The organism is Pseudomonas sp. 2995-3 (assembly GCF_002742565.1).
Taxonomy (GTDB): Bacteria; Pseudomonadota; Gammaproteobacteria; order Pseudomonadales; family Pseudomonadaceae; genus Aquipseudomonas; species Aquipseudomonas edaphica.
Genome location: NZ_LJSB01000135.1, coordinates 1 through 14,221, shown reverse-complemented (window position 1 = coordinate 14,221; position 14,221 = coordinate 1). Strand labels below are relative to the sequence as shown.

Annotated in this window: 15 protein-coding genes; all 15 read left to right on the top strand. The window is 61.3% G+C overall.

Annotation, left to right across the window (positions count from 1 at the left end):
- Nucleotides 1-42: 42 nt before the first annotated feature.
- The 15 genes from acpP to AOA62_RS06450 all read left to right on the top strand — a co-directional run bounded on the left by acpP (nucleotide 43) and on the right by AOA62_RS06450 (nucleotide 14,059).
- Entirely contained in the window at nucleotides 43-279 is a 237-nt protein-coding gene (gene acpP, locus AOA62_RS06525; RefSeq protein ID WP_016973676.1) for an acyl carrier protein, read from the top strand.
- A 128-nt stretch (nucleotides 280-407) separates the two neighbouring features.
- A complete protein-coding gene (gene fabF, locus AOA62_RS06520) occupies nucleotides 408-1,652 on the top strand; it encodes a beta-ketoacyl-ACP synthase II (RefSeq protein WP_017138365.1) in 1,245 nt (414 codons plus the stop codon).
- Nucleotides 1,652-2,467 (top strand): aminodeoxychorismate lyase, encoded by an 816-nt coding sequence (pabC, locus tag AOA62_RS06515; RefSeq protein ID WP_099548164.1) that lies wholly within the window; start codon nucleotides 1,652-1,654, stop codon nucleotides 2,465-2,467. Before fabF ends, pabC begins: the two co-directional genes overlap by 1 nt.
- A 1-nt stretch (nucleotide 2,468) precedes the next feature.
- Complete coding sequence (gene mltG / locus AOA62_RS06510) at nucleotides 2,469-3,605, top strand: endolytic transglycosylase MltG (protein ID WP_099548163.1); 1,137 nt, start codon at nucleotides 2,469-2,471, stop codon at nucleotides 3,603-3,605.
- 19 nt (nucleotides 3,606-3,624) lie between these two features.
- On the top strand, nucleotides 3,625-4,257 hold the full coding sequence (gene tmk, locus AOA62_RS06505; protein WP_017138363.1) for a dTMP kinase: 633 nt from the start codon (nucleotides 3,625-3,627) through the stop codon (nucleotides 4,255-4,257).
- Nucleotides 4,250-5,239, top strand: coding sequence for a DNA polymerase III subunit delta' (locus tag AOA62_RS06500; protein WP_099548162.1), 990 nt, complete (start codon nucleotides 4,250-4,252; stop codon nucleotides 5,237-5,239). The genes tmk and AOA62_RS06500 overlap by 8 nt, the downstream gene beginning before the upstream one ends.
- Nucleotides 5,240-5,302: 63 nt before the next feature.
- Nucleotides 5,303-6,088, top strand: coding sequence for a TatD family hydrolase (locus AOA62_RS06495; RefSeq protein ID WP_099548161.1), 786 nt, complete (start codon nucleotides 5,303-5,305; stop codon nucleotides 6,086-6,088).
- A gap of 446 nt (nucleotides 6,089-6,534) precedes the next feature.
- Nucleotides 6,535-7,203: a TetR/AcrR family transcriptional regulator gene (locus AOA62_RS06490; protein ID WP_017138360.1), complete on the top strand. Its 669-nt coding sequence runs from the start codon at nucleotides 6,535-6,537 to the stop codon at nucleotides 7,201-7,203.
- A 140-nt stretch (nucleotides 7,204-7,343) separates the two neighbouring features.
- Nucleotides 7,344-8,312, top strand: coding sequence for a GTP 3',8-cyclase MoaA (locus AOA62_RS06485; RefSeq protein WP_017138359.1), 969 nt, complete (start codon nucleotides 7,344-7,346; stop codon nucleotides 8,310-8,312).
- A 209-nt stretch (nucleotides 8,313-8,521) separates the two neighbouring features.
- Nucleotides 8,522-9,127: a DUF4823 domain-containing protein gene (locus AOA62_RS06475; protein WP_017138358.1), complete on the top strand. Its 606-nt coding sequence runs from the start codon at nucleotides 8,522-8,524 to the stop codon at nucleotides 9,125-9,127.
- A gap of 19 nt (nucleotides 9,128-9,146) precedes the next feature.
- A complete protein-coding gene (locus tag AOA62_RS06470; RefSeq protein ID WP_017138357.1) occupies nucleotides 9,147-9,707 on the top strand; it encodes a DUF1285 domain-containing protein in 561 nt (186 codons plus the stop codon).
- Nucleotides 9,708-9,777: 70 nt separating this feature from the next.
- On the top strand, nucleotides 9,778-10,491 hold the full coding sequence (locus tag AOA62_RS06465; protein WP_017138356.1) for a GntR family transcriptional regulator: 714 nt from the start codon (nucleotides 9,778-9,780) through the stop codon (nucleotides 10,489-10,491).
- Nucleotides 10,488-11,489 (top strand): ADP-ribosylglycohydrolase family protein, encoded by a 1,002-nt coding sequence (locus AOA62_RS06460; RefSeq protein WP_099548160.1) that lies wholly within the window; start codon nucleotides 10,488-10,490, stop codon nucleotides 11,487-11,489. The genes AOA62_RS06465 and AOA62_RS06460 overlap by 4 nt, the downstream gene beginning before the upstream one ends.
- A gap of 193 nt (nucleotides 11,490-11,682) precedes the next feature.
- Complete coding sequence (locus AOA62_RS06455) at nucleotides 11,683-13,149, top strand: cytosine permease (RefSeq protein WP_099548159.1); 1,467 nt, start codon at nucleotides 11,683-11,685, stop codon at nucleotides 13,147-13,149.
- A complete protein-coding gene (locus tag AOA62_RS06450; protein ID WP_099548158.1) occupies nucleotides 13,142-14,059 on the top strand; it encodes a PfkB family carbohydrate kinase in 918 nt (305 codons plus the stop codon). Before AOA62_RS06455 ends, AOA62_RS06450 begins: the two co-directional genes overlap by 8 nt.
- The last annotated feature ends 162 nt before the right edge of the window (nucleotides 14,060-14,221 follow it).

The following is a 14,221-nucleotide window of genomic DNA, read 5'->3' as shown; positions in this document are numbered from 1 at the left end:
TGGCCAGCTGCCTGAATTTGTCCATTAGGAGTTAAACAAGGTATGAGCACCATCGAAGAGCGCGTCAAGAAAATCGTTGCCGAGCAACTGGGCGTTAAAGAAGAAGAAGTGACCAACTCCGCTTCCTTCGTTGAAGACCTGGGTGCCGATTCCCTTGACACCGTTGAGCTGGTGATGGCTCTGGAAGAGGAATTCGAGACCGAAATCCCGGACGAAGAAGCTGAAAAAATCACTACTGTTCAAGCTGCTATCGACTACGTTACTGCCCACCAGGCGTAATAGTTTGTAGTCGTCGCTTGCTGTCAGGGAAAAACCGCACTGCTGTAACGGCGTGCGGTTTTTTCTTTAAGCGGTGATGAAAAGTAAGCTGCGAAGCAAAGTGTCGTCATTAGAAAAAGGAGAGTGCTGTGTCGCGTAGACGCGTCGTAGTCACCGGTATGGGTATGTTGTCGCCACTGGGTACGGATGTGCCGAGCAGTTGGCAGGGCATTCTGGCTGGCCACAGTGGTATCGGTCTGATCGAACACACGGACCTTTCAGCCTATTCCACCCGTTTTGGCGGCTCGGTAAAGGGCTTCAATGTCGAGGAATATCTCTCGATCAAAGAATCCCGCAAGCTCGACCTGTTCATTCAATACGGCCTGGCAGCCGGTTTTCAGGCGGTGCGTAATGCCGGCCTGGAAGTCACCGACGCCAACCGTGAGCGCATCGGCGTGGCCATGGGTTCGGGTATTGGCGGTTTGACCAATATCGAAGAAACCAGCCGCACGCTGCACGATTCCGGCCCCCGTCGAATTTCACCGTTCTTCGTGCCGGGCTCGATCATTAATATGATTTCCGGTTTCCTGTCCATCCACTTGGGTGCCCAGGGACCTAACTACGCCATTGCCACGGCGTGCACCACCGGCACGCACTGCATCGGCATGGCGGCGCGTAACATTGCCTATGACGAAGCCGACGTGATGATCGCCGGTGGCGCCGAAATGGCTGCCTGCGGCCTCGGCATGGGTGGCTTCGGCGCGTCCCGTGCGCTGTCGACGCGCAATGACGAGCCTACTCGCGCCAGCCGTCCGTGGGACAAGGGCCGTGATGGCTTCGTACTGTCCGACGGTGCCGGTGCGCTGGTACTCGAAGAGCTGGAGCACGCCAAGGCGCGCGGTGCCACCATTTACGCCGAGTTGATTGGCTTCGGCATGAGCGGTGACGCCTACCACATGACCTCGCCGCCGTCCGACGGTGCCGGTGCTGCACGTTGCATCACCAACGCCTTGCGCGATGCGAAGGTCAACGCCAACCAGGTGCAGTACATCAATGCCCACGGCACTTCGACCCCGACGGGCGACCTGGCGGAAGCCGAAGCCATCAAGTCGGTGTTCGGTGAGCACGCCTACAAGCTGGCGGTCAGCTCCACCAAGTCCATGACCGGCCACCTGTTGGGTGCGGCGGGCGCGGTCGAGGCGATCTTCAGCGTCATGGCCATCAAGGATCAGGTCGCTCCGCCGACCATCAACCTTGATGAGCCGGACGAAGGCTGCGACCTCAACTTCGTGCCTCACGAAGCGCAACCGATGCCGATCGATGTGGTGATCTCCAACTCGTTCGGTTTCGGTGGCACCAACGGTTCCCTGGTGTTCCGCCGGTTCGCCGAGTGATGCACAGCTGGGTCGACGGTCAGCCAGCGGACAGCGTGCCCCTGAAAGATCGTGGCCTGGCGTACGGCGATGGCCTGTTCGAGACCATCGCCGTCAAGGCCGGGCAGCCGGTGCTGCTCGACCGCCACCTGCAACGCCTGGAGGCGGGTTGCAGGCGCCTGGCCCTGGTTGCGGACCACACGCTGATCCGCAGCGAAGTGCTGGCCTATGCTGCAGCCTTGGGCAATGGTGTACTCAAATTGATCCTCACCCGTGGCGATAGCCTGCGCGGCTATGGCATCAACCCTGGCGTCCCCGTGCGCCGTATCTTGCAGGGCAATCCGCCCGCTGCTTATCCTCTGGCCCATGCAGCCGATGGCATCCGCCTGTTTGCGTGCGCCACTCGCTTGGCCGAGCAGCCGTTGCTGGCCGGTCTCAAGCACCTTAATCGTCTTGAACAGGTGATCGCCCGCGCCGAATGGCAGGACGCCGAACATGCCGAGGGTTTGATGCTGGATATGTCCGGCCGCGTCATCGAAGGCGTGTTCAGCAACCTGTTCCTGGTGCGCAATGGCTTGTTACTAACCGCTGATCTGAATCGTTGCGGGGTTGCCGGCGTCATGCGTGCCGAGATTCTGGCCCAGGCGCAAACCCTGGGCATCCCGGTGGCCGTGGCCGACATCAGCATGGACCAGTTGCAACAGGCCGACGAAGTTTTCGTGTGCAACAGCGTTTATGGCATTTGGCCCGTACGTGGTTGCGCCGGGATGAGCTGGTCGGTTGGGCCGCTCACCCGTAAACTGCAGGGCATTGTTCGCGCGCTATTGGAAATTTGAGTTGATACGAAAACTGGTTTTACTGCTGCAGATCAGCCTGGTCTCGGCAGGCTTGCTGCTGGGCTTCTCGGCCTGGAAGCTCGACTCTGCGCTGAAGCAGCCCCTGAATCTGACCCAGGAACAATTGCTGGATGTACCCGCCGGGGCAACCCCGACGGGCACCTTCAATCGCCTTGAAACCGAAGGCGTGCTGGATGGCGCCTTCTGGTTGCGCCTGTACTGGCGCTTCAACCTCGAAGGCCAGCCGCTGCACAGCGGCGAATACCGCATGACCCCAGGCCTGACGGCCGAAGGCCTGATCGGCTTGTGGCAGCGTGGTGAAGTGGTGCAATACAGCCTGACATTGGTGGAAGGCTGGAACTTCCGCCAGGTGCGTTCAGCGTTGGCCAAACACGAAAAGATCGTGCAGACCCTGTCGGGGCTTAGCGACAACGAAGTGATGGACAAGCTCGGCCACCCTGGCGTGTTTCCCGAAGGGCGATTCTTTCCTGACACCTACCGCTTCGTGCGCGGCATGACCGATGTCGAATTCCTGAAAAAAGCCTACAACCGCCTGGATGATGTACTGGCCCAGGAATGGAGCCAACGCGCCGCCGATGCACCGTATACCGACCCTTACCAGGCGCTGATCATGGCCTCCCTGGTAGAAAAGGAAACCGGTGTGCCGCAAGAGCGCGGCCAGATCGCCGGGGTGTTCGTGCGCCGCCTGAAAATCGGCATGCTGCTGCAGACCGACCCTACGGTGATCTACGGCCTGGGCGAGCGCTACACCGGCAAGCTGACCCGCGCGCACCTCAAGGAAGCCAATCCCTATAACACCTACATGATTGCCGGCCTGCCGCCGACGCCGATCGCCATGGTCGGCCGCGAGGCGATCCATGCCGCCTTGAACCCGGTGGCCGGCAGCAGCCTGTACTTCGTGGCCCGGGGCGATGGCAGCCATATTTTCTCCGATGACCTGGATGCGCATAATGCCGCCGTGCGTGAGTTCCAGCTCAAGCGCCGCGCCGATTATCGCTCCAGCCCGGCACCGGCGGTAAAACCGCCGGAAGACGCGACACCACCGGCCGATGCCGCGCCGGTTGAAAAAACCGCCGAGCCAGCGCCGGACGCCGCTGCGCCGCAAAGCCCGCAATGACTCTGACTAAGGACTGCCTGTGACTGGCTTGTTTATTACCCTGGAAGGCCCGGAAGGCGCCGGCAAAAGCACCAACCGCGATTACCTGGCCGAGCGTTTGCGCGCTGAAGGCATCGAGGTGCTGTTGACCCGTGAGCCCGGCGGTACGCCGCTGGCCGAGCGCATTCGTGAAGTGTTGCTGGCAACGGGTGAAGAACAGATGAACCCGGACACTGAGCTGCTGTTGGTGTTTGCCGCCCGCGCCCAGCATTTGGCCGAAGTGATTCGCCCGGCCCTGGCACGGGGTGCTGTGGTGATTTGCGACCGTTTTACCGATTCCACTTATGCTTACCAGGGCGGCGGGCGCGGCTTGTCCCTTGAGCGCATCGCCAGTCTGGAGGCTTTCGTCCAAGGCGACTTGCGCCCCGACCTGACCCTGCTGTTCGACCTGCCGATCGAAGTCGGCATGGCTCGCGCCAGTGCCCGTGGGCGCTTGGATCGGTTCGAGCTGGAAGGTTCGACATTCTTCAATGCGGTCCGTAGCGCGTTCCTGCAGCGCGCCAAGGCTGAGCCTGCGCGTTACTCCTTACTGGACGCAGCCCAGCCACTGGCGCAGGTACAGCAGGCCATCGATGCTCTGCTGCCCGAACTTCTGGAGCGCGCCCGTGGCTGAAGCCTACCCGTGGCAGGACAGCCTCTGGCAGCAATTGGCCGGGCGCGCCCAGCATGCCCATGCCTATTTGCTGCACGGCCCCATCGGCATCGGCAAGCGCGCCCTGGCCGAGCGCCTGATGGCCAGCCTGCTGTGCAAGCAACCGATCAACCTGGAAGCCTGCGGCGAGTGCAAATCCTGTCTGTTGCTCAAGGCCGGTAGCCACCCCGACAACTACCTGCTCGAACCTGAAGAGGCCGATAAGGCGATCAAGGTCGACCAGGTGCGTGACCTTGTCAGCTTTGTGGTGCAGACCGCACAAATGGGCGGGCGCAAAGTAGTACTGATCGAACCGGTGGAGGCGATGAACATCAACGCCGCCAACGCTTTGCTCAAGAGCCTGGAAGAACCGTCGGGCGACACTGTGCTGCTGCTGGTGAGCCACCAGTCCAGCCGCCTGTTGCCAACCATCCGCAGCCGTTGCGTGCAGCAGGCCTGCCCGCTGCCGAGCGAGGCCATGAGCTTGCAATGGCTGGCGCAGGCGCTGCCGGAATGCTCTGCCGACGAGCGTGTCGAGTTGCTGACCCTGGCTGCCGGTTCACCCTTGGCGGCGGTTAAGCTGCAGGCCCAAGGCGTGCGTGAGCAACGCGCACTCGTGGTGGATGGCGTCAAGAAGCTGCTCAAGCAGGAACAGTCCGCCACGCAACTGGCCGAAGGCGCCTGGAAGGATATCCCGTTGCTGTTGCTGTTCGACTGGTTCTGTGACTGGTCGAGTCTGATCCTGCGCTACCAGTTAACCCAGGACGAAAATGGCCTCGGCCTGCCAGACATGCGCAAAGTGGTGCAGTATCTGGCGCAAAAAAGCGCCCAGGACAAGGTGCTGAACATCCAGGACTGGATTTTGGCCCAACGCCAGAAAGTCCTCGGCAAGGCCAACCTCAACCGCGTGCTGTTGCTCGAAGCACTGCTGGTGCAGTGGGTGGGTTTGCTCGGCCGGCGTTAATTTCCGTGGCCGACGGGTGTATCGTTGGCCAGACACTTTCCATGAATTAAGTCGTACTTTCCTATGCTCGTAGATTCCCACTGCCACCTTGATCGCCTCGACCTCGCCCAACACGGCGGCTCCCTCGACGCTGCCCTGGAAGCGGCACGCCAGCGTGGGGTAGGGCACTTCCTGTGCATCGGCGTGAGCGCGGAGAATGCCGCCGACGTCAAAGCCTTGGCTGATCGATATGCTGATGTCGATTGTTCGGTCGGTATCCACCCGCTGGACCTCAAGCCGGGTGAAGCGCCGGCCCTGGGTTGGCTCTTGAACGAGCTCAACCACCCACGCGTGGTGGCGATTGGCGAAACCGGCCTGGATTACCACTACGAGCCTGAAGCCGCCGAGCTGCAGCAAGCCTCCTTCCGCCTGCACCTGCAAGCGGCCCGGCAGACTGGCAAACCCGTGATCGTCCACACCCGAGGCGCTCGCGCTGACACCCTCACGCTGTTGCGCGAAGCTGCCTTGCCCCAGGCCGGCGTGCTGCATTGCTTTACCGAAGACTGGGACATGGCCAAGGCCGCGCTGGACCTGGGTTTCTATATCTCCCTGTCGGGCATCGTCACCTTCCGCAACGCCGACGCCTTGCGTGACGTGGCGCGTCAGGTGCCGGCCGACCGCCTGCTGGTGGAAACGGATTCGCCTTATCTTGCGCCGATTCCCCATCGCGGCAAGCCAAACCTGCCGGAATACGTGCGTGATGTAGCCGATTACCTGGCGATGCTGCGCGGCGAATCCGTTGAGCGCTTTGCCGAGCAGACCACCGAGAACTTCAAGCGTCTGTTTCCGCTGGCGCACGTGGCCGGTTGAGGCGACCAAATCGCAGGCAAAAAAAACCCGGGTTCTGGGGGGTGAATCCGGGCTAAGACCATTAGGAGTAAAACAAGGGCACACAGTCCGTCGGTACCCAGGTCGACGCGTCACTTGGGGGAGATGTCACGCCGACAGTTCAAGTATTGATCAGTATCCGATTCAGTCCAGTCGCGATTGGTCGTTTTTTAAACAGATTTGGAATACGCGCGCTTCGCTTGAGTTCTCATTGAACGGATGCACGGCTGCAGTTGTTGCGTATTATTTCTGACTGATACCCGGCCATTCGTTGGCGCGCTGAAACTAAAGTGCGCGGTGGGTTCACATAGGCGTTGCCCAACGACCGTTCAGTCGGGATAATCCCTCGCATCGGGTAAATCGTATCGCCACGTATCCGTGGCCCTGCGTAACCCTCCCTAATTCCGACCTCTGCAGACCTCTTCCTCATGCACAAAGAACCCCGTAAGGTCCGTGAGTTTCGCCGCCGTGAGCAGGAAATTCTCGACACCGCGCTCAAGTTGTTCCTCGAACAAGGTGAAGACAGCGTCACCGTCGAGATGATTGCGGATGCCGTGGGTATCGGCAAAGGCACGATCTACAAACACTTCAAATCCAAGGCCGAGATCTACCTGCGGCTGATGCTCGACTACGAGCGCGATTTGAACGAGCTGTTGCATTCGGCTGATGTGGACAAGGACAAGGAGGCGCTGTCACGCGCCTATTTCGAGTTCCGCATGCGTGACCCGCAGCGCTACCGCCTGTTTGACCGCCTGGAAGAAAAGGTGGTCAAGGGGCATCAGGTGCCGGAAATGGTCGAGGAGCTGCACAAGATCCGCGCCTCGAACTTCGAGCGCCTCACCCTGCTGATCAAGGGCCGCATCAGCGAAGGCAAGCTGGAAGACGTACCGCCGTATTTCCACTACTGCGCCGCCTGGGCATTGGTACATGGCGCCGTTGCGCTGTACCACTCGCCGTTCTGGAGCAATGTGCTGGAAGATCAGGAAGGTTTCTTCCAGTTCCTGATGGACATTGGCGTACGCATGGGCAACAAGCGCAAGCACAGCACTGAGCTGCCGAGCGCTGAGCCCAAGAGCGGCGACGCTCCCGCTGTTTAAGCTATTCCCGACAGTGATGGCGCAATGATTTGCTGCCGCTTGCAGTACCCCAGGAATATACTCAGGCAAGGACGCTTGCTAAAAGCTGATTTTTCAGTCAGCTTTTAGCGCGCCTGAACCATCCTCTGCCGGAGTGTTCCATGATCGTTGATCGTCAAGGCAGGCGATTTCGCAATTTGCGGATCAGCCTGACCTCAGCCTGCAATTACGCGTGTACCTACTGCGTGCCAAACGGCAAGCGGCTGGTGGCTGCCCAGGACGAACTCTCGGCGGAGGCCATGGCGCGTGGCGTTGCCTATCTGATCGAAGCTGCCGGCATCGAGCGTTTGCGCATCACCGGCGGTGAACCGCTGGTCAGCCCCAAGCTGGAAGCCTTCATGGGCGCCGTGGGCGGCATGGGCCTCAGTGATATCAGCCTGACCACTAACGGCCAACTGCTGGCGCGCAAGTTGCCACTGCTGGTCGACGCCGGTATTCGGCGCATCAACGTGTCCCTTGATACCCTGGATGCGGACGCTTTCCGCAGTATCGCCCGTGGCGGCGACCTGGCCACCGTGCTCGATGGCATGGACCAGGCCCGCGCCGCCGGCATCAAGATCAAGGTCAATATGGTGCCGTTGCGCGGGCAGAACCTGGACCAGGTGATGCCGCTGCTCGACTACTGCCTGGAGCGCGGCTACGAGCTGCGCTTTATCGAATTGATGCGCATGGGCCACCTGGCCAAGGATTCCAATGCGTTCCTGCAGCAGTTCGTCAGCTTGCAGCAACTGCTCAGCCTGATCGGCGAACATCACGAATACCTGCAAGCCAACGCGCCGATTGATGCCACGGCGGTGCGCTATGAAGTGCCGGGCAAGGGCTTCTTTGGCGTGATCGCAAATGAAAGCGTGCCGTTCTGCCGCACCTGCTCGCGCTTGCGCTTGTCGTCTACCGGTTGGTTGCATGGCTGTTTGTCGTCGAGTAACCGCCATTACGTGGGCGACCTGCTGGACCAGCCACGTCATCAGGCGCTGCCGGCATTGCAAGGGTTGCTGATGAAAGCGCTGGGCGACAAGCAGGAAGTGGCCTTCTCTGGCGGCGCGACGGTCATGAAGATCATCGGCGGCTAACACCGCACACAATCGAATGTAGGAGCAGGCTTTTTGTGGGAGCTGGCTTGCCTGCGATTGCATCACCTCGGTGTACTTGATGTACCTGGGTGTCTGCATCGCAGGCAAGCCAGCTCCCACATTTGGTTATGCATCGTTCTTGAATGGCGCGGATTCTGCATTAAGTGCCCATTCGCCGGTTTTCCGTCACCGGCTTCTGGAGGATTAGGATGCGTAGTCTGGTTTTGTTGCTGGCGTCAGTGGCGCTGAGTGGCTGCATGACCGTCAGCGATATGGCCGAAGGCACCCGCTATCAAATGAGCGACGCCGGGCTGCTGGACCACAGTGATACCCGCCGTACCGCGTCGGTGCGCATACAGCCGGACTCCTTTGTGTTTATTGCCCAAGGCGCTTTTGTACCGCCGGGCAGTGCCTATCCGCGACCTAACGTGGTGGCCGAAGAAGCCTTCAACGGCTTCGTCGAATATTTCCCGATGGTGCGCCGCGCCCGCAAGCCGGAAGGCCTCGAACAAGCCATGGCCGAAGCCCGTGCGGCAGGCGCTCACTACCTGCTCTATTGCCGCTTTGCGGCAGCCGATGACCGTATTGGCAATGCCGATGAGTGGACCGACCAGCAAGCGTTGGACCGTGTCGGCCTGGACAGCGGCGTGATCCAGATCATGTTGATCGAGACCAGCACCCAGTATTTGATTGATACTGCACGCATTCGCAGTCGTGGCGGTTTACTGACGTTCCACGACAACAAGCCAGAAGACTTGATTGCCCGCCCGCTGGCCCAATACGCCCGTGGCCTGTTGGGGATGGGTGATCAATAAAAATCCAGAGGAGAACCCTATGACCGATTCCGCCAAGGCCAATGATCTATTGGCCCAACTGCCCAAGGGCAAGGGGCCGGCGCCGGTACACCTGTGGAACCCGGATTTTTGCGGCAACATCGACATGCGCATCGCCCGTGACGGCACTTGGTTTTACCAAGGCACGCCGATCGGGCGTAAGCCGATGGTCAAGTTGTTCTCCAACATCATTCGCCGCGATGGCGATGAGTATTTCCTGGTCACTCCCGTGGAAAAGGTCGGTATCAGCGTCGATGATGCGCCCTTTGTCGCGGTAACGCTGGAAGTCGAAGGGCAGGGCGAAAGCCAGGTGCTGCGCTTCACCACCAATGTCGACGAGGACATTGAAGCGGGCCTTGAACACCCCTTGCGCGTGGTAATCGACCCGATCACCCAAGAACCCGCGCCCTACCTGCGAGTGCGCACCAACCTTGAAGCCCTTGTGCATCGCAACGTGTTTTACCAGTTGGTCGAACTGGCGGTCAGCCGTCCGATCAACGGTCAGAACTGGCTTGGTGTCTGGAGCGGCGGGGAATTTTTCCGCATTGGCCTCGAACCCTGAGACTGGCTTTTTCATCACCCTGAAATAATTCGCTTGCTGTTGTCGGGCGCTTTCGGTTATCAATTTGTACATGATTAGACATGTCCGATTTGATAAGAAAAAACGCGTCGTCGACGAACTCATCCGCCGTATCGAAGGTGGAGTGATGGCCGACGGTTTCCTGCTGCCGGGCGAGCATCAACTGGCCGAGGAGTTTGCGGTCAGCCGTGGCACCTTGCGCGAAGCCCTGGCTGAGCTCAAACGGCGCAACTACATCGCCACGCAAAGCGGCGTCGGCTCCATCGTCACCTTTGATGGCATGGTGCTCGACCAACGCAGTGGCTGGGCACAGGCGCTGGCCGATACCGGCGCACTGGTCACCACCGACATCCTGCGGCTGGAAGCCGTGACTCGACCGGACCTGCTCAGCCGTTTTGGCAGCGACCAATTTATCGCCCTCGACCGCCGTCGGCGCACCACCGATGGCACCGCCGTTTCTCTGGAGCGTTCGTTGATGCCTGCTACCGGTGGCCTGGAAAGCCTGCCCCGTGTCGGCCTGATCGACAACTCCCTCACCATCACGCTGGCCGCTTACGGCTACGTGGGCGCCGAAGGGGACCAGTGGATCGGTGCCGAGCCCTTGAGCGATGAAGACGCTGAGTTGCTCGGCCGCCCAGCCGGTACGGTGTTTCTCAAAGCCTCGCGCACTACCTACGACCGCCGCGAGCGTCTCATGGAGTATGTCGAAAGCTTGCTCGACCCTTTGCACTTTCGCCTGCACCTGCAGTTTGGAGCTTCGAAATGACCGCGCAAAATCGCGCCCTCGGTGCCTTCTACGGCCTGGCCCTGGGCGATGCATTGGGCATGCCCACCCAGTCGTTGAGCCGCGAGCAGGTGCAGCAGCGCTTCGGGGCCATCACCGCTCTGCAAGATGCTGGTGCCGACCAACCCATCGCGCCGAACATGCCGGCAGGCTCCATCACCGACGACACCGAGCAGGCGATCCTGGTCGGTGAGTTGCTGGTGCAAGGGCAGGGCAAAATCGAACCCACGGTACTCGCCCAGCGCCTGATCGAGTGGGAAGCGGCGATGCGCGCCAAAGGCTCCCAGGACTTGCTGGGGCCATCGACCAAACGCGCCATCGACATGATCCTCGCCGGGCACACCCCGGAAGAATCCGGGCGCTACGGCACCACCAATGGCGCCGCGATGCGCATCACGCCGGTCGGCATTGCCGCCGACGTCAGCGACCCGGCGCAGTTTATCCAGGCGGTGATCCAGGCCTGCCAGGTCACCCATAACACCAACCTGGGCATTTCCAGCGCGGCGGCGGTGGCGGCAGTGGTTTCGGCAGGTATCAACGGTGTGGATTTGGGTGAAGCCCTGAACATTGGCACCCAGCTCGCGCAGCAGGCCGAAGGCCATGGCCACTGGATCGCCGGTGGGCGGATTTCCACGCGCATCAGTTGGGCACGCACCTTGAGCGTCGGCAGCGGCGACAAAGCCCTGTTTGCCGATCTGCTTTACGAACTGATCGGCACCTCGGTCGCTTCCCAGGAATCGGTGGTGGTGTCGTTTGCCCTCGCCCAGCAAGTGGCGGTGGGCGACATGAATGCCGTCGAAGCGCTGTGCCTGGCGGCCAGCCTTGGCGGCGATACCGACACCATTGCCGCCATGTTGGGCGCGATGTTGGGCGCGTGTCTTGGGATGCAGTGCTGGCCTGAGGCGATGATTGAGCAGGTCAAGCAGGTCAATGGTTTGGATTTGCAGCCACTGGTGCAGGGGCTGCTGCAATTGCGCTGATCATCACCGATCAAAAAATGTGGGAGCTGGCTTGCCTGCGATAACGGTGTGCCAGCCACTGATGCACTCACTGAAAGACCGCTATCGCAGGCAAGCCAGCCCCCACCTTAAATCGTGTTTGAGTCAGGACGACCGCTTAAAGCTTTGACTATCTGCCACAACCACAACAATACAGGCACCAGGAGCACCCCTCATGAGCAGCACTTCTTCCGGCCAAAGTGTCGGGCAATTGGAAACACGCGGCATCGAACCGGTCCCCGAAGGCGAGTGCAATGGCCATCCGCTGCAACTGTTCTGGGTGTGGTTCGCGGCTAACATCAGCATCCTCGGCTTGCCGCTCGGCGCGACCCTGGTGGCGTTTCGTGGCCTGGCGATCTGGCAGGCGATCATTGTGGCGATCCTCGGCGCCGCCGGCTCTTTCGCAGTGGTCGGCATCATCTCGATTGCCGGCCGTCGCGGCCGCGCGCCGAGCCTGACGCTGTCGCGCGCCATCTTCGGTGTGCGCGGCAATATCGGTCCCACGCTGGTCTCGCTGATGTCGCGCCTGGGTTGGGAAACCGTCAACACCACCACGGCCGCCTTTGTGCTGCTGTCGTTGTGTTCGATCCTGTTCGGCTCGCCGGTCGAAGCCAAAAGTGCGCCGGTACTCACACTGATCTTCATCGCGATTTTCGTGCTGCTGACCCTGTCGGTATCCGGCCTCGGCCACGCCACCTTGCTGGTGATCCAGAAGTGGGCCACCTACGTGTTCGGCGCGTTGAATATCCTGGTGGGCGGCTTCCTCTGCGCCACCATCGACTGGAGCGCGGTGTTCAACGCCACCCCGGCGCCGCTGAGCGCCATGATCATTGGCGTCGGCACTATGGCCGCCGGCACCGGTATCGGCTGGGCCAACGCCGGTGCCGACATGTCGCGCTACCAGCACCGCAGCGTCAAGGCCGTGCGTCTGGTGGCGTCTGCCGCATTTGGTGCGGGCATTCCGCTGGTGCTGTTGATCACCCTCGGCGGCCTGCTGTCGGTGGGCAACAACGACCTGGCGTCGGCTACCGACCCGATCATCGCGATCCGCGACATGCTGCCGACCTGGATGGCCGTGCCGTACTTGATCACCGCGTTCGGCGGGCTGTTGCTCTCCAATAACCTCTCGGTGTACTCGGCCGGTCTCACCACCTTGACCTTGGGTCTTAAGGTCAAGCGCGTGCACGCGGTGATCGTCGATATCGTGGCGATCTTCGCCGGCTCCATTTACTTCATGCTGATCGCCGACAGTTTCTATGGCCCGTTCATCACCTTCATCTCGCTGCTGGCCGTGCCCATCACCGCCTGGGTCGGGATCTTTGTGGTCGACCTGATTCACCGTCACTACTACAGCCCCAAAGACCTGCTGGACGTAAGCCCAAGCAGCGCCTACTGGTATCGCGGCGGCGTGGAATGGCGTGCATTCGGCGCCTGGGCTGTGGCGATTGTGCTGGGTTTCAGCTTCACCACCATCGGCACCACCGCCGAAAATATCTGGTTCGCCGGGCCTTTGTCCGACTCCTGGCTGGGCCACAACGGCCTGGGCTGGATCGTCACCTTCCTGGTGGCTGGTGGGATTTATGCAGTACTGGGCGGCGCAGCTGACCGTCGCCCGGCTTTGGTAGAGCGCGCTAATGTCTAGATTGCTGCACACCGGCCAGGTCATCGTCGACCTGGTCATGGCCCTCGACACACTGCCTGCAACCGGCGGCGATGTGCTGGCGCAATCGGCCAGTTTCGAAGCCGGCGGCGGCTTCAACGTGATGGCTGCCGCCCGGCGCAATGGTTTGCCGGTGGTTTACCTCGGCCGCCATGGCCACGGGCGCTTCGGTGACCTGGCGCGCGCCGCGATGCAGGCCGAGGGCGTGGAAATGGCCCAGCCGGCCAGCGAGGGCAAGGACACCGGTTTGTGTGTGTCGCTGACCGAGGCCAGCACCGAACGCACCTTTATTTCGCATATCGGCGCTGAAGGGGATTTGAGCGCAGAGGACCTGGCGGGCGTGGTGCCGCGCGCGGACGACTATGTGTACGTCAGCGGCTACAGCCTGTTGCTCGAAGGCAAGGCCCAGGCATTGCTCGATTGGCTGCTGGCGCTGCCGCGGGAGATCACCGTGGTGTTCGACCCGGGGCCGTTGGTCAAGGCGCCGGACTCGGCCTTGATGGTTGCCTTGCTGCCGCGCATCGATATCTGGACCAGCAATGGCCCGGAAGCCCTAGCGTTTAGCGGCGCCAGTACGCTGGCCGAAGCGCTGCGCGAACTCAACCGTCACTTGCCCGCCGAAGCGCTGCTGGTGGTGCGCGACGGGCCGAATGGCTGCTGGGTGAGTCGCCACGGCAAGGCCGAGCATGTGCCGGGTTTCAAGGTGCAGGCGGTGGACAGCAACGGCGCGGGCGATGCCCATGCCGGTGTGTTTCTGGCCGGGTTGGCCAAGGGTTTAACCCCTTCAGTGGCGGCGCGTCGAGCCAATGCGGCGGCGGCGCTGGCGGTTACACGCTGGGGACCGGCGACGTCGCCTGGCAGTGCCGAAGTCGACGCATTGCTGACTGACTAAACACAAATAAAAATGTGGGAGCTGGCTTGCCTGCGATGGCGGTGCGCCAGCTAGTACATCTTCTGCTGACACCCCGCCATCGCGGGCAGGCCCGCTTGTGTCTTGATCTGGGAATAAACTCTGAGGTGAGAGGGGTGGATGGCAAGCTGTGAGTCCGCGGTG